This is a genomic window from Bradyrhizobium sp. Ai1a-2 (assembly GCF_000426245.1).
In the GTDB taxonomy this organism is placed as follows: Bacteria; Pseudomonadota; Alphaproteobacteria; order Rhizobiales; family Xanthobacteraceae; genus Bradyrhizobium.
The window spans coordinates 106,150-131,316 of record NZ_AUEZ01000017.1 but is presented as its reverse complement, the minus strand read 5'-3'; the positions used below and the strand labels follow the sequence as shown (position 1 = coordinate 131,316).

The 25,167-nt window shown below is 65.5% G+C and carries 26 protein-coding genes and 1 pseudogene; 12 read left to right on the top strand and 15 right to left on the bottom strand.

Annotation, left to right across the window (positions count from 1 at the left end; translation table 11 throughout):
* Positions 1-268 (top strand): IS5/IS1182 family transposase (locus tag K288_RS0114465; protein ID WP_027580209.1); only part of this gene is annotated, 268 nt, incomplete at its 5' end.
* A 209-nt stretch (positions 269-477) separates the two neighbouring features.
* Here the strand turns inward: K288_RS0114465 and K288_RS0114460 are convergent.
* The gene (locus K288_RS0114460) at positions 478-777 is read right to left on the bottom strand and encodes a hypothetical protein (protein ID WP_027580208.1); all 300 of its coding nucleotides are present in this window, start codon (positions 775-777) and stop codon (positions 478-480) included.
* Positions 778-1,278: 501 nt separating this feature from the next.
* Between K288_RS0114460 and K288_RS0114455 the strand changes: the two genes are divergently transcribed.
* From K288_RS0114455 to K288_RS0114440, 4 genes are read left to right on the top strand one after another with little or no spacing between them, the layout of a single operon-like run.
* Positions 1,279-1,659: a c-type cytochrome gene (locus K288_RS0114455; protein WP_027580207.1), complete on the top strand. Its 381-nt coding sequence runs from the start codon at positions 1,279-1,281 to the stop codon at positions 1,657-1,659.
* On the top strand, positions 1,660-2,055 hold the full coding sequence (locus K288_RS0114450) for a VOC family protein (protein ID WP_027580206.1): 396 nt from the start codon (positions 1,660-1,662) through the stop codon (positions 2,053-2,055).
* 60 nt (positions 2,056-2,115) lie between these two features.
* Positions 2,116-2,664: a hypothetical protein gene (locus K288_RS0114445; RefSeq protein WP_027580205.1), complete on the top strand. Its 549-nt coding sequence runs from the start codon at positions 2,116-2,118 to the stop codon at positions 2,662-2,664.
* 14 nt (positions 2,665-2,678) lie between these two features.
* Complete coding sequence (locus K288_RS0114440; RefSeq protein WP_027580204.1) at positions 2,679-4,247, top strand: GMC family oxidoreductase; 1,569 nt, start codon at positions 2,679-2,681, stop codon at positions 4,245-4,247.
* 394 nt (positions 4,248-4,641) lie between these two features.
* On the opposite strand, the gene K288_RS0114435 is transcribed toward K288_RS0114440, so the two are convergent.
* Entirely contained in the window at positions 4,642-4,953 is a 312-nt protein-coding gene (locus tag K288_RS0114435; protein ID WP_027580203.1) for a ribbon-helix-helix domain-containing protein, read from the bottom strand.
* Positions 4,954-5,168: 215 nt separating this feature from the next.
* Between K288_RS0114435 and mutL the strand changes: the two genes are divergently transcribed.
* Positions 5,169-6,983, top strand: a complete 1,815-nt coding sequence (mutL, locus tag K288_RS0114430) for a DNA mismatch repair endonuclease MutL (protein WP_027580202.1) — start codon at positions 5,169-5,171, stop codon at positions 6,981-6,983.
* A 96-nt stretch (positions 6,984-7,079) separates the two neighbouring features.
* On the opposite strand, the gene rsmD is transcribed toward mutL, so the two are convergent.
* On the bottom strand, positions 7,080-7,640 hold the full coding sequence (gene rsmD, locus K288_RS0114425; RefSeq protein WP_027580201.1) for a 16S rRNA (guanine(966)-N(2))-methyltransferase RsmD: 561 nt from the start codon (positions 7,638-7,640) through the stop codon (positions 7,080-7,082).
* Positions 7,641-7,647: 7 nt separating this feature from the next.
* Positions 7,648-9,684, bottom strand: coding sequence for a pseudouridine synthase (locus K288_RS0114420; protein ID WP_027580200.1), 2,037 nt, complete (start codon positions 9,682-9,684; stop codon positions 7,648-7,650).
* A 134-nt stretch (positions 9,685-9,818) separates the two neighbouring features.
* On the opposite strand from K288_RS0114420, the gene K288_RS0114415 reads away from it, so the two are divergent.
* A complete protein-coding gene (locus K288_RS0114415) occupies positions 9,819-10,265 on the top strand; it encodes a nucleoside deaminase (protein ID WP_244443144.1) in 447 nt (148 codons plus the stop codon).
* Positions 10,266-10,409: 144 nt separating this feature from the next.
* Here the strand turns inward: K288_RS0114415 and K288_RS0114410 are convergent, their stop codons facing one another.
* Positions 10,410-11,315 carry an alpha/beta hydrolase gene (locus K288_RS0114410; protein ID WP_027580198.1) on the bottom strand — a complete coding sequence of 302 codons (906 nt, stop codon included), beginning with the start codon at positions 11,313-11,315 and terminating at the stop codon, positions 10,410-10,412.
* 32 nt (positions 11,316-11,347) lie between these two features.
* The gene (purD, locus tag K288_RS0114405; protein WP_027580197.1) at positions 11,348-12,625 is read right to left on the bottom strand and encodes a phosphoribosylamine--glycine ligase; all 1,278 of its coding nucleotides are present in this window, start codon (positions 12,623-12,625) and stop codon (positions 11,348-11,350) included.
* A 168-nt stretch (positions 12,626-12,793) separates the two neighbouring features.
* Between purD and xseA the strand changes: the two genes are divergently transcribed.
* Positions 12,794-14,410: an exodeoxyribonuclease VII large subunit gene (gene xseA / locus K288_RS0114400; RefSeq protein WP_027580196.1), complete on the top strand. Its 1,617-nt coding sequence runs from the start codon at positions 12,794-12,796 to the stop codon at positions 14,408-14,410.
* Between the two features lie 351 nt (positions 14,411-14,761).
* On the opposite strand, the gene K288_RS0114395 is transcribed toward xseA, so the two are convergent.
* Positions 14,762-15,604, bottom strand: a complete 843-nt coding sequence (locus K288_RS0114395) for a dienelactone hydrolase family protein (RefSeq protein ID WP_027580195.1) — start codon at positions 15,602-15,604, stop codon at positions 14,762-14,764.
* On the opposite strand from K288_RS0114395, the gene K288_RS54105 reads away from it, so the two are divergent.
* Both K288_RS54105 and K288_RS0114390 read left to right on the top strand, forming a co-directional pair.
* Positions 15,582-15,770: a hypothetical protein gene (locus tag K288_RS54105; protein ID WP_201449681.1), complete on the top strand. Its 189-nt coding sequence runs from the start codon at positions 15,582-15,584 to the stop codon at positions 15,768-15,770. The genes K288_RS0114395 and K288_RS54105 overlap by 23 nt on opposite strands.
* Before the next feature lie 21 nt (positions 15,771-15,791).
* On the top strand, positions 15,792-16,019 hold the full coding sequence (locus tag K288_RS0114390) for a DUF2093 domain-containing protein (protein ID WP_027580194.1): 228 nt from the start codon (positions 15,792-15,794) through the stop codon (positions 16,017-16,019).
* Between the two features lie 109 nt (positions 16,020-16,128).
* On the opposite strand, the gene lpxK is transcribed toward K288_RS0114390, so the two are convergent.
* The 6 genes and pseudogenes from lpxK to K288_RS0114365 all read right to left on the bottom strand — a co-directional run bounded on the left by lpxK (position 16,129) and on the right by K288_RS0114365 (position 21,630).
* Entirely contained in the window at positions 16,129-17,145 is a 1,017-nt protein-coding gene (gene lpxK / locus K288_RS50550) for a tetraacyldisaccharide 4'-kinase (RefSeq protein WP_084799593.1), read from the bottom strand.
* Between the two features lie 9 nt (positions 17,146-17,154).
* Positions 17,155-18,471: pseudogene (locus K288_RS45490) on the bottom strand (3-deoxy-D-manno-octulosonic acid transferase); the annotation flags it as partial.
* Positions 18,434-19,147: a lysophospholipid acyltransferase family protein gene (locus K288_RS0114380; protein ID WP_027580193.1), complete on the bottom strand. Its 714-nt coding sequence runs from the start codon at positions 19,145-19,147 to the stop codon at positions 18,434-18,436. The gene K288_RS0114380 and the pseudogene K288_RS45490, both read right to left, overlap by 38 nt.
* On the bottom strand, positions 19,144-19,395 hold the full coding sequence (locus tag K288_RS0114375) for a DUF4170 domain-containing protein (protein ID WP_027580192.1): 252 nt from the start codon (positions 19,393-19,395) through the stop codon (positions 19,144-19,146). Before K288_RS0114375 ends, K288_RS0114380 begins: the two co-directional genes overlap by 4 nt.
* A 53-nt stretch (positions 19,396-19,448) precedes the next feature.
* Positions 19,449-20,258 carry a 3'(2'),5'-bisphosphate nucleotidase CysQ gene (locus K288_RS0114370; RefSeq protein ID WP_027580191.1) on the bottom strand — a complete coding sequence of 270 codons (810 nt, stop codon included), beginning with the start codon at positions 20,256-20,258 and terminating at the stop codon, positions 19,449-19,451.
* Complete coding sequence (locus tag K288_RS0114365) at positions 20,245-21,630, bottom strand: TldD/PmbA family protein (RefSeq protein WP_027580190.1); 1,386 nt, start codon at positions 21,628-21,630, stop codon at positions 20,245-20,247. The genes K288_RS0114370 and K288_RS0114365 overlap by 14 nt, the downstream gene beginning before the upstream one ends.
* Positions 21,631-21,878: 248 nt before the next feature.
* Between K288_RS0114365 and K288_RS0114355 the strand changes: the two genes are divergently transcribed.
* Positions 21,879-22,403, top strand: a complete 525-nt coding sequence (locus K288_RS0114355) for a DUF6101 family protein (RefSeq protein WP_027580189.1) — start codon at positions 21,879-21,881, stop codon at positions 22,401-22,403.
* Positions 22,404-22,516: 113 nt separating this feature from the next.
* On the opposite strand, the gene ubiA is transcribed toward K288_RS0114355, so the two are convergent.
* Together ubiA and K288_RS0114345 are read right to left on the bottom strand one after the other, a co-directional pair.
* Complete coding sequence (gene ubiA, locus K288_RS0114350) at positions 22,517-23,443, bottom strand: 4-hydroxybenzoate octaprenyltransferase (protein WP_027580188.1); 927 nt, start codon at positions 23,441-23,443, stop codon at positions 22,517-22,519.
* Positions 23,440-24,132 (bottom strand): hypothetical protein, encoded by a 693-nt coding sequence (locus K288_RS0114345; RefSeq protein ID WP_027580187.1) that lies wholly within the window; start codon positions 24,130-24,132, stop codon positions 23,440-23,442. The genes ubiA and K288_RS0114345 overlap by 4 nt, the downstream gene beginning before the upstream one ends.
* Before the next feature lie 199 nt (positions 24,133-24,331).
* On the opposite strand from K288_RS0114345, the gene K288_RS0114340 reads away from it, so the two are divergent.
* Positions 24,332-25,105, top strand: a complete 774-nt coding sequence (locus K288_RS0114340; RefSeq protein WP_027580186.1) for a 16S rRNA (uracil(1498)-N(3))-methyltransferase — start codon at positions 24,332-24,334, stop codon at positions 25,103-25,105.
* Positions 25,106-25,167: the final 62 nt, after the last annotated feature.

Below are 25,167 nucleotides of genomic sequence, written 5' to 3'. Positions count from 1 at the left end.
CGAGGTCATCATGGCCGATACGGCCTATGACGCCGATCACTTGCGCCAAGCCATCGCCGCCAAGGGAGCGCTGGCCGTCATCCCCAACAACCCGTCACGTGCGCTCAAATATCCGCTCGACAAGCATCTCTATGCCCAGCGTCATCTCGTGGAATGCTGCTTCTCAAAACTCAAGCAGTTCCGTCGCGTCGCAACCCGCTTCGAAAAGACCGCCCGAAATTACCACGCTGTTGTCACCCTCGCAGCCATCGTCTTATGGCTGAGATAAGTGTCCACACCACCTAGGGCATGATGCTCGCACCGCATCCGCGATGCATGGTGCGCCCCCTCTCCCGCTCGCGGGAGAGGGTTGGGGTGAGAGTGTCTCCACATTGGGACTCCCCGAGTGGAGAGAGCCCTCACCCGGCGCTGCGCGCCGACCTCTCCCGCAAGCGGGCGAGGTTAAGTGAATTCGCGGCGCGAGCGATACATCAGGCGCTAGTAGCGCTTGCTGCCGGGAGCAGCGGGTTCCGTCGCCGTGCCTTTGTGCGCTCCAGCGCCGGCGCCGGCACCCACCGTGCCCTTGGCGCCGGACTTCGCGCCGGTCTTTCCGGTCGGAGCAGCCGTCTGCGCGTTCATCTCCTCATCGCCGCTGCCCGTCATTCCGCCCGGCGCCACGCTCCTTTCCTGCGCGCCGCCGCGGATCGAACCGCCGGTGGCAGCGCCTTGCGCAAGGACAGGGCCGACAAGTGCGGCCGAGAGGGCAAACGCGATCAGGGAGGTTTTCGCTAGCTTCATCCATTACTCCTGGATTTTGTTCGTGCGGGAAGGTTCGGCGGTTCCATGCGCCGCCTGCTGCGCCGGTCTCCCCTTCACGCGGATTGAACGTGTCGCAAACGACGCGTGCCCCATGCAATCTGCGTCGTGTGGAGATCGTGCAGGGATTTCGGGGCGATTTCGCGAAATTGCGCTTCACATATGCGGCGGCATGAAGCGGCTTGGCCGGCACGATTTTCCTAGCCTCGGCGTTTCAGGCAAAGCGTGTCCCGGGCTCGAATAGCGGGAGCGACGCGTTTTGTTCTGCTGTGAAACAGCCCGCTACTACCACCGCCTTTCGCCAGCGACCTAGAGTTACCGCCTAAAGCATGATCCGGAAAAGTGGGTACCGGTTTTCCCTCGCGACAAACGCGAGCGTTTGCGCGGAGATCATGCCCAAACAAAGAGCTAAAGCGGGATGGCGATTCGAAGAAAAGTCATCACGCTTTAGACGCGGTGAGGTGGATGAGAAGATTACGCGCGATGGCAGCCATCGGGCTTGGATGTTGCAGTGCGTTGCTCGCGACGATCGCGGCTGCACAGATGCCATTGCCTGCCGCCAAGCCGCCCGATGGTGCCGCGCTATTCAAGCAGCAATGCGCGACCTGCCACACCACGAACCTGTCCGATCCGGTCCGTCAGGGTCCGCCCTTGTTCAAGGTCGTCGGCCGTCCGGCAGGCAAGGCCGAGGGCTTTCACTATTCACCCGGCTTCGCGAAAGCCGATTTCGTCTGGGACGACACCAGGCTCGACGCCTGGCTCGCCAACCCGCAGGCGATGATCCCCGGCTCCATCATGGCCTATCGCCAGGCCAAACCGGAGACCCGCGCCGCCATCATCGCCTATCTGAAGGAGCTCAACTGAATGGCAAAACCCGTTCACTCGATGATCCGCGTGCTCGACGAGGCGAAGTCGCTCGATTTCTACGCGCGCGCTTTCGGTCTCAAGGTCGCCGACCATCTCAAGTTCGACGATTTCGCGCTGATCTACCTGCGCCACCCATCCTCACCGTTCGAGGTCGAGCTGACCGTCAATTTCGACCGCAAGGAACCCTATTCGCTCGGCGACGGCTACGGCCATCTCGCTGTGATCGTCGACGATGTCGATGCCGAGCACGCACGGTTCGAGCAGGAAAAGCTCGCGCCGGGGCCACTGCGCGATTTCAAGCATAACAACAAGACGCTGGCGCGCTTCTTCTTCGTCTCCGATCCCGATGGCTACAAGATCGAGGTGATCCAGCGCGGCGGCCGCTTCGGCTAGATCCGGAGCGAACAGACAACAAGCAATCAACAATGACAAAACATTCCACGGAGGAAACCCATGAGAGAAGTCGATCGTCGAAGCAAATATGATCGCCGCGTCTTCCTGAAAGGCGCGGCGACGGCGGTGCCGACCGTCGCCATCGCCACCAGCACGGGCCTCACCATCAGCGATGCCTGGGCCGATGACGCCACCACGCTGACGCCGGCGACCTTGAAGACGCTGGTAAAGATGGCGCGCGACATCTATCCGCACGATTTCCTGGGTGACAGCTATTACATCATCGCGGTCAAACCATGGGACGGCAAGGCGGCGAAGGATCCCGCAATCAAGTCGCTGATCAATGACGGTGTTGTCAGGCTCGACCAGGAAGCCAACGACCGCCACAAGGTGCCCTACGTGCAGGTGCCCTGGGAGGCCGATCGCGTGGTGCTGCTGCAGCGGATCGAAGAGACCGCGTTCTTCCAGAAGATTCGCGGCGATCTCGTCGTCTCCCTCTACAACCAGAAAGAGATCTGGCCGAAGTTCGGCTATGAGGGCTCGTCCGCCGAATATGGCGGCTACCTCAAACGCGGTTTCGCCGACATCGACTGGCTCCCGAAAGCCTGAGCTGGGAGGACACAATGGCAAAATTCGATCTCAATGACAGCGGCGTGGTGGTGATCGTGGGCTCCGGCGCGGGCGGTGGAACGCTCGGCAACGAGCTGGCGCAGAAGGGCGTCAAGGTCGTCATCCTCGAAGCCGGTCCGCGTATCGAGAACCAGGACTTCGTCAACGACGAATGGGACAGCTTCGCCCAGCTCGCCTGGTCGGACATGCGCACCACCTCGGGAAGCTGGCGCGTCGCCAAGGACTTCCCCAACCTGCCGGCGTGGATCGTGAAGGCGGTCGGCGGCTCGACTACGCATTGGGCCGGCGCCTCGCTGCGCTTCGACGAGCATGAGTTCAAAACCAAGAGCACCTATGGCGGCATTCCCAGCGCCAATCTGCTGGACTGGCCGATCACGCTCGCCGAGATGGAGCCGTATTACGCCAAGGCCGAGAACAAGATGGGCGTGACGCGGACCAACGGCATTCCCGGGCTGCCCGGCAACAACAATTTCAAGGTGCTGGAGGCCGGCGCCAGGAAGCTCGGCTACAAGACCGTGCACACCGGCAACATGGCGATCAACAGCGAACCGCGTGACGGCCGCGGCTCCTGCCAGCAGATCGGCTTCTGCTTCCAGGGCTGCAAGTCGGGCGCGAAATGGTCAACGCTCTACACCGAGATCCCGAAGGGCGAAGCCACCGGCAATCTCGAAGTGCGCCCCAACAGCATGGTGATCAAGATCGAGCACGATCAATCCGGCAAGGTGACCGGCGTGGTCTATGCCGACGAAAGCGGCGCGGTGCAGCGACAAAAGGCCCGCGTAGTCGCGGTCGCCGGCAATTCGATCGAGAGCCCGCGGCTATTGCTCAACAGCGCCTCGAACATGTTCCCGGACGGGCTCGCCAACTCCTCCGGCCAGGTCGGCCGCAACTACATGCGGCACATGACCGGCAGCGTCTATGCGGTGTTCGAGAAATCCGTGCACATGTATCGCGGCACCACGATGGCCGGCATCATTCGCGACGAATCCAAAAACGATCCCTCACGCGGCTTCGTCGGCGGCTACGAGATGGAGACGCTGTCGATCGGTGTGCCGTTCATGGCCGCGTTCCTCAACCCCGGCGGCTGGGGACGCCCGTTCACCAGCGCGATGGAAGGCTATCCGCGGATGGCCGGCATGTGGCTGGTCGGCGAGGACATGCCGCAGGAGACCAACCGTGTCACGCTTGATCCGAAGGCCAAGGACAAGTTCGGCATGCCGGTCGCGAGCGTGCATTTCGACGACCATCCGAACGACCTCGCGATGCGCGCCCATGCCTACAAGCAGGGCGCCGCGGTCTACGAGGCGGTCGGCGCCACCGTCACCTATCCGACGCCGCCTTATCCGAGCACGCACAATCTCGGCACCAACCGGATGAGCGAGAAGGCGAAAGATGGCGTGGTGAACAAGTACGGCCAGACCCACGACATCAAGAACCTTTTCGTCTCTGACGGCAGCCAGTTCACGAGCGGGGCAGCGTGCAACCCGACACTGACGATCGTGTCGCTGGCGATCCGGCAGGCCGACCACATCGCCGGCGCAATGCAGCGGAAGGAGATTTAGCGCAGCGTCGTTTGGGTGAATCGCTCTAGAGCATTTTCGGTTCTGATTGAATCAGAACCGAAGCTCTAGATTCTTGTTTTGACACGTTTTCTTCACGCGAACCGGTGTCCACTTCGCTCGAAAGCGCTCTAACCGCGAGTTCGCTCCGCCTCTCCCGCTTGCGGGGGAGGCCGACGCGCGAAGCGCGGCGGGTGGAGGCTCTCTCCCCGCGGATACTCCCATCGCGGAGACACCCTCGCCCCAACCCTCTCCCGCAAGCGGGAGAGGGAGCTGCGACGCCAGCACCCGCAGCGCCGTAGCCCGGGTGGAGCGCCAGCGTAACCGGGACCGCTGGTAAATGTTGATACAGGCGCCCCGGGTTGCGCGTTCCGCTCCACCCGGGCTACGAGGGAACCTACTCGGCCGCGTCGAGAATGGGGGGCCTGTCGCGCAACTCGGGCAACGCGGCGCTCTTGGAGCGATAGATCAGGCAGGAGCAGCGCAACAGCGAGGCGAAATTGTTGACCTCGCCGTGATGGTCGAGCACCTCGTTGTGCAGCGTGGTGAGGAATTTCGCCAGACTCATCCCCTCCTTCGCCGCGATTTCCTCCAGCGTGTCCCAGAATGCCAGTTCCAGCCGGATCGAGGTGCAATGGCCGCCAAGTCGCAGCGACCTGGTCTGCGATTCGTAATCGCGTTGCGGCTGATGGGCGAACAGAGAGCACATGGAATCCTCCCGCCAGATTATAATTTTTCTAAACGATATACCCCGCCGCGCAGCGCGACAATCCTGCGCTGCACAGCAGACGTCCCGCGAATGCCAGCGTCTTCAAGATGATAGGCAGGCATTGTCCCCAGTGCGGCGTGAATTTCCGGACGCGACGCATGCATTTGCTGCGGCGCCCGCCTAGAATGGGCTGCAGCTCGAATCGATCCATCGCCATGCCCGTCCGCCAGCTTCCCGAACAGGTCGTCAATCGCATCGCCGCCGGCGAGGTGGTCGAGCGTCCCGCAAGCGTGGTCAAGGAACTGGTGGAGAATGCGATCGACGCCGGTGCCAGCCGGATCGATATCTTCACCGATGGTGGCGGAAGGCGGCGGATCGGGATCACCGATGACGGCGGCGGCATGACGCGGGCCGACCTTGCGCTGTCGGTCGACCGCCATGCGACGTCGAAACTCGATGACGAGGACCTGCTGCGGATCAGGACGCTCGGGTTCCGCGGCGAGGCGCTGCCCTCGATCGGCGCAGTGGCAAGGCTCAACATCGTGACGCGACACGCGAGCGAACCGCATGCCTGGTCGCTCTCGGTCGAAGCCGGCGTGAAGTCCGAAGTCATGCCCGCGGCGCTCGGCCAGGGCACCCGTGTCGAGGTCGGCGATCTCTTCTATGCCACGCCGGCGCGGCTGAAATTCCTCAAGACCGACCGCACCGAGGCGGAAGCGATCCGCGAGGTGGTGCGGCGGCTCGCGATGGCGCGGCCCGACATCGCCTTCACGCTCGCCGGCGAGGAGCGTGCGCCGGTCACCTGGGCCGCGGCTCTGCCCGGCGCCCCCGGCCGGCTGACGCGGCTCGGCGATATCCTGGGGAGCGATTTCCGCGGATGCGCCATCGAAGTTCGCGCCGAGCGCGAAGGCGTCGTGGTCGAAGGCTTTGCCGCCGCGCCCTCGCTGACGCGGGCGAACGCGCTCGGCCAGTATCTGTTCGTCAACGGCCGCCCGGTGCGCGACAAGCTGATCCTGGGCGCGGTGCGCGCGGCCTATGCCGACTATTTGCCGCGCGACCGCCATCCGGTGGTGGCGCTGTTCGTCACGCTGGCGCCGCAGGAAGTCGACGCCAATGTGCATCCGGCCAAGACCGAGGTGCGCTTCCGCAATGCCGGCCTGGTCCGCGCCCTGATCGTGCATGCACTCAAAGAGGGGCTCGCGCGCGAGGGACGGCGCACCGCGGCCAACACCGACGGCGCGGCACTCTCCGCCTTCCGTCCCTCCTTCGTCGCCCCACGGCCGACCAATTGGGATTGGCGCCGCTCGCCGGCCTATCCGGTGCGGCCGATGCCTTCATTCGACGGCGTGGCTACGAGCGCGCTCGCGGAGCCTGGACAAGCCGCCTTCGACGTCGGCGCGCCGACCGCCGACGTCCGCTTCGAGGCGCAGCCGTCGGCCGACCTGCTCGATCGCCCGCTTGGCGCGGCGCGCACGCAGATCCACGAAACCTACATCGTCTCGCAGACCCGCGACGGGCTCATCGTGGTGGATCAGCACGCCGCCCATGAGCGCATCGTCTATGAAAAGCTGAAGGCGTCGCTGGCCAGGAATGGCGTGCAGCGGCAGATCCTGCTGATTCCTGAGATCGTGGAGCTCGACGAATCCACCGTGGAGAAATTGCTGGACCGCGCCGAGGAGCTTGCCACTTACGGGCTGGCGATCGAATCCTTCGGCCCCGGGGCGGTCGCGGTGCGCGAGACGCCGTCGCTGCTCGGCAAGGCCAATGCGGCCGGACTCTTGCGCGATCTCGCCGAGCACATGGCCGAATGGGACGAGGCGCTGCCGCTCGAGCGGCGCCTGATGCATGTCGCCGCCACCATGGCCTGCCACGGCTCGGTGCGCGCCGGCCGCCGCCTCAAGCCGGAAGAGATGAACGCGCTGTTACGCGAGATGGAAGACACACCGAATTCCGGCCAATGCAACCACGGCCGGCCGACCTATGTGGAATTGAAGCTGTCCGATATCGAGAAGCTGTTCGGGCGGCGGTGAGACGCGCGCTACGCGGTAGGATGGGTAGAGCGCAGCGAAACCCATCGCGATGGAGCGAACGGCGCGAATGATGGATTTCGCTTCGCTCTACCCATCCTACAAATTCAAGCTCTTCAAGAACACGAACTCGGTGTCGTCGTACGCGCGGCGCTCCAATTCCTCAAATCCCTCGGGCGCTGTGAACGCAGCGGCCTTCGCCTCTTCCACCACGAGCAGCGCGCCGGGCGTCAGCCACGCACCATCGCGTAAGGACGCCAGCGACTTCTCCGCCAGCCCCTTGGCGTAGGGCGGATCGAGGAAAACCAGCGAGAACGGCTCGACCGGATGTGCGGGGCCGAGATTGGTGGCGTCGCGGCGGAACACTTTTGTCACGCCGCCGAGGCCAAGCGACTCGACATTGTTGCGCAACAGCGCGCGGGCTTCCGCGCCGTTGTCGACGAACAGCGCGAACTTGGCCCCGCGCGACACCGCCTCGATGCCGAGCGCACCGGTGCCGGCGAAAAGATCGAGCACGCGCGCGCCCTCAATCGGATCGTCATAGGCGTGGACGAGGATGTTGAACACGGACTCGCGGAGGCGGTCCGCGGTCGGGCGGATGTCGCGCGAAGATGGCGCGGCCAGGTTGCGGCCCTTCAATCGTCCCCCGACCACCCGCATCTCTTGGCTACTCGTCCTTCGGCTTCAGATCCCGCTTGCCGTGATAGGCGCGCTTGACGCGGCGCGGCGGGCCGTAGCCGGCATTCTCTTCCTCGTTACGGGCGCGCGCCTCCTCGCTGCCGGAGCGCTGCACCAGCACGCGACGGCCCTTGCGGTCGGCGATCACGGCGCGCTTGCTCACCGGCTTGGACGGCTTCCGGTCACTTGGCGCATCGTCGTCGCCGTCAGCATGGTGCTCTGGCCGCGCGAAGTCGGCGCCCGCAAGCTTGGCGACCTTCTCGCCGAGCTGCTCGCGCAGCACCCGTGTCTTGATCTCGTCGACCTTGCCCTCCTCGAGCTCGCCGAGCTGGAACGGACCGTAGGAGACCCGGATCAGGCGGTTCACCTCGAGGCCCAGATGCGCCATCACGTTGCGCACCTCGCGGTTCTTGCCCTCACGGATCGCGAACACCAGCCAGACGTTCGAACCCTGGTCGCGCTCCAGCGTCGCGTCGATCGGGCCGTATTTGACGCCCTCGACCTCGACGCCCTTCTTCAACTCGTCGAGCTGTGCCTGCGTGACCTCGCCATGGGCGCGGACGCGATAGCGGCGGAGCCAGCCGGTGTCAGGCAATTCGAGCGCGCGTGCGAGCCCGCCGTCATTGGTCAGCAGCAAGAGCCCCTCGGTGTTGAAATCGAGCCGGCCGACGCTGATCAGCCGCGGCAGGCCTTCGGGCAGATTGTCGAACACGGTCGGACGCCCCTCCGGATCGTCATGCGTCGTCATCAGCCCGCGCGGCTTGTGATACATGAACAGCCGCGTCCGCTCACGCGGCGGCAACGGCTTGCCGTCGACGGCGACCACATCATTCGCGGTGACGTCGAGCGCCGGCGAATTGATGACGCGGCCGTTCACGGTGACGCGGCCCTGCGTGACCATCTCCTCGGCGTCGCGGCGCGAGGCGAGCCCGGCACGCGCCAGCACTTTTGCGATGCGCTCGCCGGATTTCTTCGGCTTCGGTTCGGGGCGCGGACGCCTCTCGAAATCCGCCGGTCGTTCGCGATAGGCGCCACGGCCGCCGAAGGCCGGACGCTTCGCGAATATCTTGCTGTCATCCTCATTGTCGCGGCGCGGACGGTCGGAGAAGCGCCCTTCGCTGCGCGGATGCTCCTGCCAGTCGGTGCGGCCTTCGGGACGCTCGCGGGGACGATCGAACTTGCGATCCTCGCGCTCGCGGGGGCGATCGAATCTCGATCGCTCGCGGAATGGACGATCGCCCTCCTGACGGTCGTCGCGCGCGCGCGAAAAGCGAGGGCGCTCGTCGCCGCCGCGATCGTCGCGCGGTCGGTCATGGCGCGGCTTGTCGAACTTCGGCCGGTCGAAATCGCGCGAGCCGCGAGAATTGCGTTCCGGACGATCGGAATTGCGGTCGCGCTTCTCCCACGGCTTGGACTCGCCGCGCGGCGGACGGTCGCCGAAATCCTTGCGCGGTCCGCGGTCGCTCTTGCGATCCCCGCCACGGGAGAATTTCTTGTCGCCACCAAATTTTCTCTCGGAACGCTCGCCAAACGATCGCTCGCCGCGGGGACCCTCGCTGCGCTCGCGGAAGGGTCGCTTCTCGCCGTCGCGGTCGCGCGAGGCGTAAGGCTTCCTGTCGTCGAACTTCCGGTCCGAGAAGCGGCCGGCCGGTCGGGCATCATCGCGATTGGCGCGCGGGGTGTATGGGCGCTTTTCGCCACCGCGATCGTCGCGGTCGAACTTCGGACGATCGCCGCGCGGTTTGAAGCTGCGCTCGCCGCGATCCTCGCGCGGGCGGTCGTCGCGCTTGAAGCGCGGCCGGTCGCCATACTCCCGGCGCGGCGCATCGCCCTCCTCGCGGCGGCGGAATGGGCGATCCTCGCGCTTGCCGCCGAACGAACGCTTCTCACCCTCGTCCCGGTCCCGCCCATAGCCGCGCTTGGCGAACTTCTTTTCCGGCCCGCGGGCCACGCCGGAACGGCCCTTACCGGGGGGCCGGTCTCGCCGGCCGCGGGAGTCGTTGTGTTTGTCGCGGTCGCGGGGCATGAAAGGTCTCACTTCTCAAATGTCGGTCAAAAGGCATTTGCGTGCGCCGCTATCGGGCCGCATCTCTTGCAAAGCCGGTGTCCACTGTTGCTGAAGGTGCAGCTAGTAGCAGGTTTCTTCCGATGATACGAGGCATGACTGTCCCCTCTTTCATGGATTTGGCGCTCAAAACCGCCGAAAACGCCGGAAAGGCCGGCGAGGTTCCGATCGGCTGCGTGATCGTGCGGGGCTACGATGTGATCGCCACCGCCGGCAACCGGACCCTGACCGACCGTGACCCAACCGCCCATGCCGAGATTTTGGCGATCCGGCTGGCTGCGGAGGCGATCGGCACCGAGCGATTGGTGGATTGCGACCTCTATGTCACGCTCGAGCCCTGCACGATGTGCGCCGCCGCGATCTCGTTCGCCCGCATCCGCCGGCTCTATTACGGCGCGGCCGACCCCAAGGGCGGCGCGGTCGAATCCGGCGTGCGGTTCTTCTCGCAGCCCACCTGCCATCACCGGCCGGAAATCTATCCCGCCATCGGCGAGCGAGAGGCCGCGACGCTGTTGCGGGAGTTCTTCCGGGAGCGGCGGTGAGTTGCCTCCGTGCGCGCCGACACCACCGCTGTCATCATCCGCGAAGGCGGATGATCCAGTATTCCAGAGACGGCAGTGACTAATCGATAGGCTGCTGCTTACTGGATACCCCGCCTTCGCGGGGTATGACGAGCCGTGTGGATGCTAACCGGCCAGGAAGAACTCCCGCAGCAGTTTCGCCGTCGCTTCCGGATTTTCCTCGGTCAGGAAATGCCCGGAATCGACCGGCGCGCCGCTGACCTTGGTCGCCCATTGCTTCCAGGTGTCGAGCGGTGTCGCCGCGGCACTGGCAATGCCGGCATCACCCCACAGCGCCAGCATCGGGATCGTGATCTTCTTGCCCGCCTCGACATCCGCCTTGTCGGTCTCGTAATCGGCATAGGCCCCGGCGCGGTAATCCTCGCACATCGCATGGACGCGCGAGGGATCGCGGAACGGCGCGAGATAATGCTCCAGCGCCCGTGGATCGATGGCATCCAGCGTCTTCGACTTGGTCTGGCTCGCCATCTTGTGCCGGAGGAAGAAATCCGGCGCACCCAGGATCAGCGTCTCCGGCAACGGGGCCGGCTGCGCCAGGAAGGTCCAGTGATAGATCTTCAGCGCATAGAGCCGGTTGATGCGCTCCCAGTAATTATAGGTCGGCAGGATATCGAGCACGGCGAGCTTCGACAGCCGTCCGGGATGATCGAGCGCCAGCCGATAGGAGACGCGGCCGCCGCGGTCGTGACCGGCAAGCGCGAAATGCACGTAGCCGAGCTTCTCCATCGCCTCGATCATCGTCTTCGCCATCGCGCGCTTGGTATAGGGCGTGTGGTCCTTGTCGCTCTCGGGCATGTCCGACCAGCCATAGCCCGGCAGGTCGGCGATGATCAGCGTGAACCTGTCGTCGAGCTTTGGCGCCACCGGATGCCACATCACATGCGTGGACGAGAAGCCATGCAGCAACAGCAGCGGCGGCCCCTTGCCGCCGACGCGCGCGAAGATGCGGCCTGAGGAAGTGTTGATCCATTCGGAGGCGTAACCGGGAAACAGATCGGCGAGATCGGACATTCGCGTACCTCCTTTGGATTTCGGAACCGAGTTTAGCCCTTCTCGGCCTCCACCGCCTGCCAGGCGATGTCGCGGCGGCAAAAGCCGTCCGGCCAGCGGATACGGTCGATCGCGGCGTAGGCGCGCTGCTTGGCTGCCGTCACGGTGTCGGCCGACGCGCAGATATTGAGCACTCGGCCGCCATTGGCGAGGATCGCGCCATCCTTCTCGACCGTGCCGGCATGGAAGATCTCGACGCCCTCAATTTGAGCGGCCTCGTCGAGCCCTTCGATGCGCGTTCCCTTCTTGTAGTCGCCGGGATAGCCCTTGGCGGCCATCACGACAGTCAGCGCCGGCTCCGGGAACCAGCGCAGGTCGAAATTCCTGAGCTGCCCGTCGCAGGCGGCGAGGAAGGCCGGGACGATGTCGGACATCATCCGCAGCATCAGCACCTGGCATTCGGGATCGCCGAAGCGGACATTGTATTCGAACAGCTTCGGGCCCTGCTCCGTCAGCATCACGCCGGCATAGAGCACGCCGCGGAACGGAATGCCGCGCTGCTTCATGCCGGCAACGGTCGGCAGGATGATCCGCGCCATGATCTGGTCGTGGATTTCAGGCGTCACGAACGGCGTCGGCGAATAGGCGCCCATGCCGCCGGTGTTCGGCCCCTCATCGTGATCGAACACGCGCTTGTGGTCCTGCGCGGAGGCGAGCGGAATCGCGGTCTCGCCGTCGCAGAGCGCGAAGAAGCTGATCTCGCGGCCGGACAGGAACTCCTCGATTACGACCTCTGCGCCGGCCGAGCCGAACGCGCCCTCGAACATCATCGCGATGGCGGCTTCCGCCTCGCCCAGCGTTTTGGCAACCACGACGCCCTTGCCGGCGGCGAGGCCATCCGCCTTGACCACGATTGGCGCGCCCTGCGCCCGCACATAGGCAAGCGCATCATCGGCATTGTCAAAGCGGCGGTAAGCGCCGGTCGGAATGTCGAACTCGCGGCAGAGATCCTTAGTGAACCCCTTGGACCCCTCGAGCTGGGCCGCGGACTTGCTCGGGCCGAATGCCTTAATGCCGGCGGCGGCGAGATCGTCGACGAGCCCCGCCGCGAGCGGAATCTCCGGACCGATCACGACGAGATCGACGGCGTTGCGCCGGCAGAATTCAATCACGGCGGAATGATCGGCCACGTCGAGCGCCACGCATTCGGCCTCGCGCGCGATCCCGGCATTGCCCGGGGCGCACCACAGCTTTGTCAGCAGCGGAGAGGCGGCGATCTTCCACGCCAGGGCATGTTCGCGGCCGCCGGAACCGATCAGGAGAATGTTCATGCGATTGCAGTCAGAATTAAGGGTTGCCGCGCCGTAGCCCGACCGTTTAGCACGGCATCGCGCCGCCGCAAGGAATGGCTGGGGTCCGATGTGGATATGTGGCCTGACGGCCTGGTTAGCACTCCGGGACCTTGCACCGGGGCCCGAAAAGCCCGATTCTAACAAGTGATGACCGCCGCACCGAATCTGCTCAATGCGCCCGAATTCACCGTCTCGGAACTGTCCTCCGCGCTGAAGCGAACGGTGGAGGACCGGTTCGGCCATGTCCGGGTCCGCGGCGAGATCACGGGCTTCCGGGGCCCGCATTCCTCCGGCCATTGCTATTTTGCGCTGAAGGACGAGAACGCCAAGATCGAGGCGGTGATCTGGAAGTTCGCCCACGCCCGCATGCGCTTCAAGCCCCAGGAGGGGCTCGAGGTCATCGCAACCGGCAAGCTCACGACCTATCCGAACTCCTCCAAATACCAGATCGTGATCGAGTCGCTGGAGCCGGCCGGCATCGGCGCGCTGATGGCGCTGATGGAGGAACGCAAGAAGAAGCTCGCCGCCGAAGGCCTGTTCGACGAGGCGCGCAAGCAGCTCTTGCCCTGGCTGCCGGAAGTGATTGGCGTCGTCACCTCGCCGACCGGCGCCGTGATCCGCGATATCCTGCATCGGCTGGAGGACCGCTTTCCGCGCCGGGTGCTGGTGTGGCCGGTGAAGGTACAGGGCGACGGCTCCGCCGAGCAGGTTGCCGCTGCGATCCGCGGCTTCAACGCTCTGCCCGAAGGCGGAAGGATTCCGCGGCCGGACCTTTTGATCGTGGCGCGCGGCGGCGGTTCGCTGGAAGACCTCTGGTCGTTCAACGAGGAGATCGTGGTCCGCGCCGCCGCCGACAGCATGATCCCGCTGATCTCGGCGGTCGGCCACGAGACCGACATCACGCTGATCGATTTCGCCGCCGACAAGCGCGCGCCGACGCCGACGGCTGCCGCCGAAATGGCGGTGCCGGTGCGCAGCGAACTGCTCGCCGAGGTCGCAGCATTGGCTAGGCGCGTGTCCGTGTGCTGGCAGCGCGGCCAAGAGGCCCGCCGCAACGAATTGCGGGCCGCGGCGCGCGCGCTGCCAGCGCCGAGCGAGCTCTTGGCGATCCCGCGGCAGAGACTGGATCACCTCGGTGCAGCGTTGCCGCGCGGGTTGAAGGCCAACACGCACGCGCATTTCCGCCGCTTTGCCTCCACCAGCGGCCGGCTGACGCTGCGCGTGCTGCACGGGCAGATTTCGCATGCGAGGCAGCGCCTGACCGTGTCGGGCGAGCGGATCGCGCTCTCGGCGCGCTCACTGCTGCGCAGCCGGCGCGAGCGCTTTGCGGGGCTGGAAGTTCGCTTCAAGGCGTCCAAGCTCGCCAATGCCCAGGCGCAGCGCAACGCGATCGCACGGCAGCGCGAACGCACCCATCGGCTCGCCGAGCGGGCGCAGCGCGCCATGGTCACGCTGCTGCAGCGCCTCGACGCGCGCGTCGGCCAGAGCGAGAAATTGCTGGCGGCCCTCTCCTATCGTAGCGTGCTTGCGCGCGGCTTTGCGCTGGTACGCGACGAAGCAGGACATCCGGTGCATGCCGCGGCCAGCGTCGGTCCGAATGCACAGCTGTCGATCGAGTTCGCCGACGGCCGCGTGGCCGCCACCGCCGACGGCGATCGCCCTGCCGCCGCAGCGCCGACGCCTCAGCCAAAGCCGGTCACGCGGGAGCCGAAGCCTGCGCCGAAGCGGGTGGGCAAGCCCGTCGACCAGGGCAGCCTGTTCTAGTTTTATAGTCCGAGTCACACTGTTCGATCGTGGGGAGAGAGCCCTCACCCGGCGCTACGCGCCGACCTCTCCCGCAAGCGGGCGAGGTGACTTCAAAAGGCCGCTTCGCGGCAAGGTTTGATGAAAGGGAGGTGGGGGTTCTCCCTCTCCCGCTTGCGGGAGAGGGGCGGGGTGAGGGTGTCTCCGCATTGGGACTCCCCGAGTGGAGAAAGCCCTCACCCGGCGCTACGCCATAGCCGAAGCTTCGCTTCGGCGTCTCTTAGGAACGGCCGCCAAAGGCGGCCTATGCCTCTCCCGCAAGCGGAACAGGTGAATCGAACCCGCGGCCGATTAGCCAAATCGCATCACGCCTCAGCGCGCGAGCCAGGCGGCGACCTGCTTTTGCGCGTCGGTGCGCGCTTCTGCGTCGGTGCCAACGTGGCCGACTTCGGGTACCGCGGCGTCGGGCGCGCCAGTGATCGCATGCAGCGGCAGGTTCGCCAGATCGAAGTCGTGATAGGCACCGGGATAGACGATGATCCGCGCTAGCGCGCTGCGGCCGCGTGCGCCGTCGACCATCTGGTGGCAGGCCGGCGGTGAGCTGACATCGTCGTTGGCGCCGATCATGACCAGCGTCGGCACGCGTGAACTCCAGCCGAGCCTGGAGGACAGCCGGCAATCCGGATAGAACGCAATCGCCGAGCGGAAATCCGGCTCGGCGCCGCGCGACAGAAGTTGCGGCCGCACGGCCCACAACAGCGCGCTGGCGCCATTGGCCCAGCCGATCAGGCTGATGCGCTGATGCGCCACCCAGGGCTGCTGCATCAGCCATTGCCGGGCCGCAATGATATCGGCGACGCGCTCGCGGCGCGCCAGCACGTGCCGTTCCCGCTCCTTGACGCGACATTGCGGGCCGACCTCGCGCGAGCCGTAGCTGTCGGGCAACAGCACGGCATGGCCGGCCCTGAGCAATTGCTCCGCCCAATCGCGATAGCGCGGCAAGATCGGCTCCGAACGCCCGGTGAGGCCGCCGCAGCCATGCAGCGCAATCACGGTCGGAAACGGGCCATTGCCTTCGGGTTTGTAGAGCTGCGCATGCAATGTGAGATTGCTGGCGGGAATATCGACCTGGTGCGGGGCGGGCAGCGGCGCTGCCGTCGCGGCGGAAGCCACGGCAACGAGCGTCAGGAAAATGGCTGCTGACAAAAATCGCATCTCAATTGGCCGGATCATGGTGGCGCTGCTGAACCGAGCGGACCACACTTATGAAACTATCATGCAGTCTGGCCGCAATTCATCACAAGTCGGTGGTTTAACCTGCGGACATTACAGCCTATTTATGGTAGGTATGAACCGCAACCCCAACGAGGCCTCGGGTTAAGGCCGGGCGGAGAGTTTCGTAGTGCTGAACAAATTCGGTCCCTCGGGTCATGGCGAAGCGCAGGTGCAATATCTGGATGGCGATTTCCGCGTGATCTCGCCGGGAACCTATGTGCGGTGCGCCATCACGGACGTACGGATCCCGCTGGACGAACTGAAATATTGGAGCGTCGATCTGCAGGAGGCCTATGCGACCCCGACCGCGGTGCTGCAGCGCCACTTTCCCGCTGCCCTGAAGCAGCAGGGATAGCGCTGCCGTAGCCCGGGTGGAGCGCCAGCGTAACCCGGGGCCGCTCTTGACGCTGACGGGATGTCCCGGGTTGCGCTTCGCTCCACCCGGGCTACGAAAAGGACGTCAGCTACCGAACGTTTTTTCGCGCCCTGGACAGGCTGTCTGAGACGAATTTGCGCAACGCTGCTCCATCCTCGAACTCCAGGGTCACCGCGAACGGCACGACTGCCTGCGCCCAGACAGGCAACTCTCCACGCTCCTTGAGCCGCGCCAGATCCTTTTCCGTGGTCACCAATGTCAGGCCGTCGCGCCTCGCCTCCGACAACAGGCCATCAATGTCGGCCTTCGAGAACACGTGGTGATCAGGGAAGGCGCTCTCCCTGATAACGTCGACGCCGCTCCTCCTGAGAGTGTTGAAGAAGCGCGCGGGATCGCCGATGCCGGCGAAGGCGAGCACGCGCCTGCCCTGCAGCGACGCAAGCGATGTATCATCCGGCCGCAGCCGCGCCGCCAGCACCGGCTTTCCGCGCACGGTCATCTCGGTCGCCAGCATCCTTACAGCAGTGCCGTCGCCGACCACGACGAGCGCATCGGTGCGCGCAATCTGCGGCCCCAGCGGCGCGCGCAACGGGCCGGCAGGAAACACTTTTCCATTGCCGAGGCCGCGGTGGCTGTCGATCACGATGATAGAGGCATCCTTGACGACCGCCGGGTTCTGGAAGCCGTCATCCATCACCAGCACGCTCGCTCCCAGCGACTTCACCAGCGCGACGCCGTCGGCGCGATCGCGCGCGACCACGACCGGCAGCCGCTCGGCCAGCATCAACGGTTCGTCGCCGACATCGACGGCGGAATGCCTGGAACGATCGACCTCCACCGGCCCGCGTAGTTGGCCGCCATAGCCGCGGCTAAGCACGACCGGCACTTCCCCGAGTTCGCGCAACAGTTTCGCCAGCGCCAGCACGGTCGGCGTCTTGCCGGCGCCGCCCGTGTGATAATTGCCGACGCAGATCACGGGAATGCCGGCGTCGATACCCTTACGCTGCAGGCGCCTGGCGGCGATGGCGCCATAGAGCGCGGCCAGCGGCTGCAACAGATGCGATTTCCAGGAAGCCGGACCGTGCCAGAAGGCCGGCTCACGCATTGGCGGCTCCATCTCGATCCGTAACTGCAGGAGATACGGTTCGAGCGCCACAAGTGTTCGCTCAAGCGCGCCGCCGAGCTGCTGCACCACATGTTCGGCGGCGCCCAGCGAGGCTTCGCGCGCCCTGGCATCGTCCAGCAACTGGCCAAGCTGCTTCACCAATGCTTCCTGCGTCTCGGCGCGTCGCGCGCCGCCGGCACGGTCGAGCGCCTCATAAACGTCGGTGAAATTGAAGACGTGCGGGCCGTGCACGATCGCGGCGCCGAGCTTCACGGCCTCGATCGGGTTCTGACCGCCGTGCGGAACAAGGGAGCCACCCATGAACACGATCGGCGCCAGCCGATAGAACAGGCCAAGCTCGCCCATGGTATCGGCAACATAGACATCGGTGGTCGCGACCGGCAGCTCCTCGCGCGACCGCAGGGCACCGTGCAGGCCGCCCGCCTCGACGACGCGCATGACCGCCTCGCCGCGATCCGGGTGTCGCGGCACGATCACCGTGAGCAGCGAGGGGAAGAATCCCGCCAGCGCGCGATGCGCTTCCACGAGCTGCTCTTCCTCGCCAGGATGGGTGGAGGCCGCGACCACGATCGGCCGGCCGCGCGTCACCGCCATCAGCCGCTCCAGCTTGGCAGGATCGGCCGGCGGCGCCGCGACGTCGAGCTTGAGGTTACCGGTGATGACGACGTTGCGGCTGCCGAGCGCCGCAAAGCGTTCGGCGTCCATTCTCGACTGCGCCAGGCAGATATCGAAGCGATCGAGCAAGGCCGAGATCGTGTTCGACATCCGCTGCCAGCGCGGAAACGAGCGCTGCGACATCCGTCCGTTGATCAGCACCATCGGCAGGCGGCGCGCGGAGCTCGAAATGATCAGGTTCGGCCACAGATCCGATTCGATGAACAGCGCCAGCGACGGCCGCCAGTGATCGAGGAAGCGCGCAACATAGCGCGGGGAATCATAGGGCACGTATTGATGGATGACGTCGGGCGGAAAACGCTTGGCAACGATCGCCGCCGAGGTGACGGTGCCGGAGGTGAGCAGGATGCGCAAATTGAGCTCGCGCAGTTTCTCGATCAGCGCCGCCGCCGCCAGCACCTCGCCGACGCTGGCGCCGTGGATCCAGACCAGCGGCCCGTGCGGCCGCACATCGGCGCTGACGCCGCGCCGTTCGCCGACCCGGGCCGGATCCTCCTTGCCGAGCTTCAGCCGCCGCCGGATCAGCGCTGGCGCGAGCGGCACCATCGCGGACGACAGTCTTTGGTAGACCCGCAACGTCATCGGCAGCGAGTTAGCCAAGAGCTCCCTCCGGACGCCCGACGGCGGCATAGGCCTTTCGGGTCGCTTCGTTCAGCAAGGCCTCCACCCTGAGCCGCAGCGTTTCCATCGTCTCGGCGTCGGCGTCGGGCGGCACCTCCACGGAATCGATGCCCACCAATGCGCCCCTTCCGAATGGCAAATTAATGGTGGTGGAATCCCAGTTTTTCAACCGGATAAACCGGCTGGTCACCATGGCAAAGGGCATGATCGGCCGGCCCGACTCGCGGGCCAGCATGATCGCGCCGAGACCGGCGACCCGGGCGCGCTTGGGCACATCGGCCGTGGTCGCGACGTTCCACTTCTCCTCCAGCGCCCGCAGCATCTCCTTGAAGGCGCCGACGCCGCCCTTGCGATGGAAACTGCCGGAATGGTCGCCCGACCCCCGGATGGTGCCGACGCCGAGCCGCTCGGCCGCAATCGCGTTGAACTCGCCGTCGCGATGCCGGGAGATCAGGACCTTGGCCCGGTGGTTTCCCCTGATCCGGATGAAGGGCGTCATCAGGTGCTGGCCATGCCAGAACACGAAGATGCAGGGCATCTGCGGTTCTACCTGCTCGTAGACATCAGGCGGCTCAAAGCTGAATCTGTTGGTCAGCCAGACCAGCCGCAGATACTCGGCCGCAAGCAGGCCCAGCGCACGCTGCACGAGGCCGCTGCGCAGAAAATCGCGAATCAGCCGTTTCAAAGGGAGGGCTTTGTGTCTTGACCCGGATCGAGCAGCCGATGGAGGTGAACGATGAAATAGCGCATGTGGGCGTTGTCCACGGTCTGCTGCGCCTTCGCCTTCCAGGCCACGTGGGCGCTGGCGTAGTTCGGATATACGCCGACGATCTCGACTTGATCGAGATCCTTGAAGGTGTTGTGCTGGAGGTCGGTCAGCTCGCCACCGATGACGAGATGCAATAATTGCTGCGGCTGGGCACTATCTGACATAATTGTTTTTCCTGATGAGATGCCCGGCAGGGAAGTCCTGTGGCGCGAGGCGATCAGTGCAACGGGCGGTTGCGAAAATGCTCGACAATACGTGCATGACGATCATGTCCCGCCGCCACCAGCACCCCATGGGCCAGCTCCCGGCGATTATACTCAATCGCATCCCCCGAGAGCGCAGTCATCTTACCATCCGCTTCCTGCACGATCAAATTCGCCGCCGCAAGGTCCCAATCATGACTATTGCCGCCGGCGAAGGCCGCATCGAGCGCGCCATGCGCAACCCGGCATAGTCTGAGCGCCAGCGAACCGATTCGCGGATGCAGCGTGATCTCGTGCGTTGAAGGGCTCAATCGCTGCACTAGCGGCTTCGGGCCGGCGACGCGGGAGAAATCGAGATCTGTGCCCGCGGCCGCGCGCACCGCAATGCCATTGCGCGTGGTGCCCTGGCCGCGCGCCGCGAAGAAGAACTCCTCGCTGGCGGGCGCGAATACCGCCGCCAGCACGGGCGAGGCATTTTCAACCAGCGCCACGCTGACGCACCAGTCCTCGCGCCCGGCGAGATAGGAACGGGTGCCGTCGATCGGATCGACGATCCACACCAGGCGCTTGCCAAGCCGCGCCTGGTCGTCCGCGCTCTCTTCCGACAGCCAGCCGTAATCGGGCGTCGCCGAGCGCAGGCGCTGCTCCAGCAGGTCGTTGACCGCGATATCGGCCTCCGACACCGGCGATGAGGCGCCCTTGGTCCAGTTCTTCAACTCGGTGCGAAACAGCGAGAACGCCAGCGCCCCCGCGTCCCGCACCGTCTCCGCAAGCAGGGCGGCGTCACGCGCCAGAATCCCGTCGTCCGTATCAGCGTCCGCCAAGCGTCAGTCCCTCGATGCGCAAGGTCGGCGCATTCACGCTGTAGCGGAATTCCAGATCGTTCGCGGCGACCAGTGATTTGAACATCGCCAGCAGATGGCCCGCGATGGTCACTTCGCTGACCGCATAGGTGATCTCGCCGTTCTCGATCCAGAAACCCGAGGCGCCGCGGCTATAGTCGCCGGTCACGCCGTTGACGCCCGAACCGATCAGGTCGGTGACGTAAAAACCCTGCTTGATGTCGGCGATCAGTTCCTTCGGCGTCGCCGAGCCGGGTTCGAGATGCAGATTGTAGGCCCCCGGCGACGGCACCGAGGAGACGCCGCGATGCGCATGTCCTGTCGTGACCATGCCGAGTTCGCGCGCGGTGGCGCAATCGAGCAGCCAGGTGGTGAGAACGCCGTCATCGATCAGGGCCGTCTTCTTCACCTTGACGCCTTCGGCATCGAAGGTCTGCGAGCGCAGGCCGCGCACGCGCGAGGGATCGTCGATGATGCGGATGTTGCTGGCGAACAATTGCTGGCCGAGTCGATCCTTCAGGAAACTGGTCTTGCGCGCGATCGATGCGCCGTTGATGGCGCCGACGAGATGGCCGACGAGCGAGTTCGCGACGCGAGGATCGTAGACGACGGGCACCTTGCAGGTCTCGACCTTGCGCGGATTGGTGCGCGCCACCGCGCGCTCGGCCGCCTTGCGGCCGACGCTTGCAGGCGAAGCGAGGTCGGATGCATGCAACGCGCTCGTGAAATCGTAGTCGCGCTCCATGCCGGTGCCCTCGCCTGAGATCGCGGTCGTCGAGATGCCGTGGCTGGAGCGCAGATAGGAGCCGTGGAAGCCGGTCGAGGTCACCAGCACCATGCCGCCGATGCCGGAAGAAGCCGACGCGCCGCCGGATTTCGTCACGCCGTTGACCGCAAGCGCCGCCGCTTCCGCCTCGGTGGCGCGGCGTTCGAGTTCCGCGGTCGAGGGCACGTTGCGATCGAGCAGGTCGAGATCGGGGAAGTCACGCGCGAGCAGCGCGGGGTCCGCAAGCCCGACATATTTGTCGTCGGGCGCAACGCGCGCCATCGCGACCGCGCGCTCGGCAAGCTTGGCGATGCCGTCGCCGGAGACATCATTGGTCGAGACCACCGCCTGGCGCTGACCGACCAGCACGCGCAAACCGACATCGTCACCCTCGGAGCGCTCGGACTCCTCGACGCGCCCGTCGCGCACCTCGACGCTTTGCGAAACGCCGCGCACCGCGATCGCATCTGCAGCATCCGCGCCGGCGCGCCTGGCCGCTTCGACGAGGCGCTGCGCCAGTTCACTCAAGGCCGACTGGTCGAACAGGTCGGTCGCGGATTTTTCGGCAGACGATGGTGAAGGGTTCACGAACAAATTCCCGACATTGAGGGGTAGATGGAACGCGGAGCGCCAAACTCTCCAGATGTGCCGGATTTGCAGCGATTTCAAGCGTCTTGCCGCGCGATGAAGAAGAATTGCTTGAGCACGGCAAGGTCTTGTCAAGCATGCGCGCCTTTGACCTCTCCTTAACCAGCCTTTTTAAGCTGATCGGGAAACGGCTGCGCTAAGGTCTCGCGCATCGACCGGGAACATAATCCCGGCGGGGAGATAAAGCCGTGAGGCGTCAAACAGCAACAGGCGGGCTCAATCCCGCCGGGTCGGGCCGTGTACAGCGGCTCGACCCGCTTTCTCTTCCGCTCAGCTTCCATGCGCAGGATGTCCGCGCGGACGGTGGCATGCGGCAGGTTGAACTTCATCGCGAACGTGTCGTCCTGCGCCGTGCTGTCAAAGGCATGCGCATGGCCGTCAATATTCGCGTCAGCGACTTCATCGGCGTCGCAATGCGCGACTTGGGCGACGAGCAGATGCTGACGCTCGTCCACCGCGATCCGGCGCTCGCGATTCCGCTTGGCGTCAGTTCCGACCGCGAGGAGATCGAAAGCGCCTGGCAGATCTGGAGCGACGTGCTCCGCCTGCCGCAGCTGAGCGAGCGAGCCCCGCGCGAGCCTGCGGCCCGGCGAAGGCGCCGCAACGTCATCCACACGCGCCGCCCGCGCTTCCTGGTACGCCGCCGCCGTGGCGGTCCGCTTGACGCGGAGAACGTCCATCGCGGCGAACGCGAGATCATCGCGCGGGATTGAGCGAGAATTCGTAGTAGAGCTTTGTAGGATGGGTAGAGCGAAGCGAAACCCATCAACTTCGATAGCGGTCGCGCGAATGATGGGTTTCGCTTCGCTCTACCCATCCTACAAAGTCAGCGCATCGCGGCATCAATCAGCAGGCCGGCGAACAGGATGAGGCCGGCGTCGCGGTTGGACTTGAAGACGCGCAGGCACAGCACGGGATCACTGATGTCGAGGCGCCTTATCTGGATCGCCAGATGCGTCGCGAAGGCGGCGAGGCCGATCCAGGCGGCTATCCACGCGCCCGCCAGCACGAGCGCCGTGCCGATCAGGACTACCGCGAGCGAATAGAACACCACGAGCGCCTTGTGCGTGGCCGCACCGAAGAGGCGCGCGGTCGACTTGATGCCGATCAGCGCATCGTCCTCGGCGTCCTGATGCGCATAGATGGTGTCGTAGCCAATCACCCAGGAGATTGAGCCGGCGTAGAGCGCAAGCGCGGTCAGATCGATGCGATCGAGGATAACGGCAAATCCCATCAGCGCGCCCCAGGAGAAGGCGAGCCCGAGCACGACCTGCGGCCACCAGGTGATGCGCTTCATGAACGGATAGACCGCGACGATGACGAGCGAGGCGATGCCGGTCGCGACTGCAAAACGATTGAACTGCAGCAGCACTGCAAGGCCGATCAGCGCCTGGGCGACCAGGAAGATCAGCGCCTGCGTCACGCTCACCTGCCCCGCCGGGATCGGCCGCGACCGCGTCCGCTCCACCTTCGCATCGAGATTGCGGTCGGTGATGTCGTTCCAGGTGCAGCCGGCCCCGCGCATCACGAAGGCGCCGATGAAGAACAGAACGATGACAAGCGGGAGCTGGTGCAGGTTATGCGCGACGCCGGCGGCAAGCGCCGCCGACCACCAGCACGGCATGAGTAACAGCCACGAGCCGATCGGCCGGTCGAAGCGGGAGAGACGCAGGTAAGGCCGCGACCAGGGCGGCGCGTGGGTGTCGACCCAGTTGCCGGTCGCATCGGCAACACGGGCGGTGACGTCGCTCATCGCGACAGCACGTTGCCGTTCAGCGTGTCAAAGGTGCTGCCGCCCTTGCGCGTCGGAACGGCTTCGGGCGCGGAGGCGGACCCGAGCACTTCGCTCAAGGTCGGGCCGGCCGGCCCGCGCGCCTGTTGCGTTGCCATCTGCTGGGCCACCGCGCAGACCTTCTTCTGCATCGTCTCGGTGTTCTTGTGGCCGTTCTGGAGCTGTTCGAGGATCTGCGGCGGAATTCCGCATTTCGCCGAGTTCTCCTTGACGTATTTCATCATCTTCAGCTCGGCCTGGCTGTAATTGCCGATCAGCTTGCAGGCCTCGTCCGGTCCAGCCTTCTTTTCACCGGCGACCTTGATCAGCTTGCCGCGCCGCTCGGTCTCCTCGCGCAAGGGGATGAAGCCCTTCATGCAGGCATCCGACGGGCCCGCGCCCCCGCTCGGGGGCGCCGGCGGCGCAAACCCGGCACCACCACCACCACCGCCGCCACCCATGATCGGCGCCGCACCCTGGCTCGGGAAGGCCGAAGGCGCGCCGATCGACGCGGACGGAGCGCCGTTCACCGGCGGGAAGGGCGAAGCGTTAGCAGGCGCTGCGGCCTGCCGACCGGGCAGCGGCGCTGGAAACGCGCCCTGCGCAAAAGCCTGGCCGGCGTGGAGCACCACGGCGGCGACCGTCAGCGACACCATCAGGCGGGTCATCAGGGGTATTTCTCCGGCAGCCGGCTTCCAAACGAAGCACAATGTCCATGCGGCTTTTTACGATTCCAGCCGATCCTTAACAACCCGTGGATTGGGGCAACAGCGCGGCGTCACGTCGCGCCGTTGATCAAAAATAAGCTACGGATTCTAGCGCTTTAGGCTAAAAGCGCGGTCGAGTCGCGTGACGACGGAACATTAACTTATGCCGGACTACGACTTTCGCGGCCCTCGCCTGTTCGTCGATGCGCCCCTGCAGGCGGGCGAAACCGTCGCGCTGGACCGCGATCAGAGCAACTATCTCGGTAACGTATTACGGTTGAAGGCCGGCGACGCCATCCTGGTGTTCAATGGCCGCGACGGCGAATGGCAGGCCGAGCTGAGCGGCCGCAAGCGGGCGGACATGCTGACCATCCACCGCCAAACCCGGCCGCAGGATCGCCTGCCTGACATCGCCTACGTCTTCGCGCCGCTGAAACACGCCCGGCTCGACTACATGGTGCAGAAGGCGGTCGAGATGGGTGCCTCACGCCTGCAGCCGGTCCTGACCCGCTTCACCCAGGTTTCGCGGGTGAACGGCGAGCGGATGCGCGCGAATGTGATCGAGGCGGCCGAGCAATGCGGGATCACCGCCCTCGCCGGAGTTGCCGATCCCGTCCCGCTCGAACGCTTCCTGACAGAGCGCTCGGGCGACCGGCTCCTGGTGTTCTGCGACGAGGCCGCCGACGTCGGCGATCCCCTGCAGGCGCTGGAGCAGGGGGCCGCCACTGATGGCATTGACGTCCTGATCGGCCCGGAGGGCGGGTTTGCCGAGGAGGAGCGCACGCTGCTCCTGCGCCAGCCCAAGACCCTCCGGCTGTCGCTGGGGCCGCGGATCCTGCGCGCGGACACCGCAGGCGTCGCCGCGCTGGCCCTGGTGCAGGCGGCGCTCGGGGACTGGCGCCCAAAGCGCCGTAGCCCGGGTGGAGCGCCAGCGTAACCCGGGGACCGCCGGAAAACGCTGAGGCAGGTGTCCCGGGTTGCGCATTCGCTCCACCCGGG